The sequence below is a fragment of the Streptomyces sp. NPDC059740 genome, assembly GCF_042733155.1.
Classification (GTDB): Bacteria; Actinomycetota; Actinomycetes; order Streptomycetales; family Streptomycetaceae; genus Streptomyces.
This window is the reverse complement of record NZ_JBHWGP010000102.1, coordinates 1-1,487: the sequence shown is the minus strand read 5'-3', so window position 1 is coordinate 1,487 and position 1,487 is coordinate 1. Positions and strand designations below refer to the sequence as shown.

Annotated in this window: 2 protein-coding genes; both read right to left on the bottom strand. The window is 58.0% G+C overall.

Annotated elements, in window-relative coordinates:
• Nucleotides 1–269: 269 nt before the first annotated feature.
• A complete protein-coding gene (locus ACFV3R_RS34615; protein WP_385591526.1) occupies nucleotides 270–662 on the bottom strand; it encodes a hypothetical protein in 393 nt (130 codons plus the stop codon).
• 103 nt (nucleotides 663–765) lie between these two features.
• A complete protein-coding gene (locus ACFV3R_RS34610) occupies nucleotides 766–1,245 on the bottom strand; it encodes a hypothetical protein (protein WP_385591524.1) in 480 nt (159 codons plus the stop codon).
• Nucleotides 1,246–1,487: the final 242 nt, after the last annotated feature.

Here is a 1,487-nt window from a genome sequence, read left to right as displayed (position 1 = left end):
CTCGCAGCCGCCCTGCCCTGCTACAAGAAGCTTGCAAAATCCGCCACGTGAGACACGCTCTTATGTTGTGACCTGCGGCCACCGTCTGATCTTCTATCTTCACACACCGATGATCACGGGTGGACGCACCCGTTCCCGGACCAGCCCCCGCCAGCAAGAATACGATCTACAGCTGGAGTAGTAGGGCCTCAATTATGGGACATGCGATCCTGTGATTGCGAAAGTTGCACGCCCCGAGTGCACGAGGTGCTGCTCGTCCCACGATATGGTCAGCGAATCGCGTCCCTCAAAGCGTTAATATCCCGGCAGAGCGTTTGCTTTTCCCCTCCCCGACGAGAAGCAACAACTTGATAGTACAGTCGATCAACTCCCCCGACAACGTGCACGGAAGTGAAATCGCCATTTTCGCGCTCGTAAATCCAGGATGGCTCGAAGTCGCGAATAGTGAAGATCCATCCTACCGACTCAGAGAGCACCTCCGGCAGAGCGTGCCAGTATTCGAAAACTGAAGCGATATCCGGGGCTGACCATGCGCCCTCGTAATAGCCAAGGAGTAGCGATAGGCGGATGGCCTGATCATAGTCCACGGTGACCTTGACTGAAGAGGTTGTCCTGATGTTGAGCAGGTGGCCGCGCAGCACTTGCATTACCGACGAGTCCACAGATCCTCCATATTGGCCCCTCACGGGGGGTGACGGCCAGCGCCCTCCCGAAGATTTCACTGCGAGAGGACGCTGGTTCAGCGCTTAGCGCCCTAGGTCGACGTCACTTTACGAAGTAAACGTGTCCCCTGGCACCTACTTGCAGGTGTGTGCCGGGGATCACCTTCCCGGTGTCCGTCGTAACCCACATGTCGGTACGCCAGACATGCTCGTAGTACCCCGCCCACATGGCGGACTCGAAGGCGGCATTGGAGCGGTTCTTGCCGTAGGTGTACTTAGAGGTGCCGCTCTTGTTGGTGTAGTGCGTCTTAACGTGCAGGTGGCATTCCTTTTGATCGGTCGTGGCTGCGGAGCCAGGTGCAAAACCGGACACGAAGACGTGCTTGCCATGCCAGCCGGGGAACCCCTCCGTGTCGGCCTGGACCCAGTTGTACGCACACACTCCATGGTTGCCCGAAACGGCACCACCCGTCGTCGGGTAGTGAGGCCCGTCAGCGGCGAATGCCGAGGTGGCCGTCGTGAGGACGAGCGCGCCGCCGAGCACGGCTGTCGCTAGGGCCCTTGATTTGGTGGTCCGCTTCACTGCGTGATCCCCATTCGATGAAATGTGACGCCGCTTAGCCCACGGCGCGTAAGTGACGATACATGTGCGGGCCTTAAAGTCAATGCATGGTTCAAAAGGTGCGCGGAAGGGTTCGTTCCTCTCTCAAATTTTCCTTAAATGCTGTCCCGCCGAATGGAGTCATTTCTGGGTGGAAAGGTGCATATTTTACCTGAAAGGTTAGGTCCCGAATCGTCGGTGGTGCGGCAGTGATCGGGAGGCGC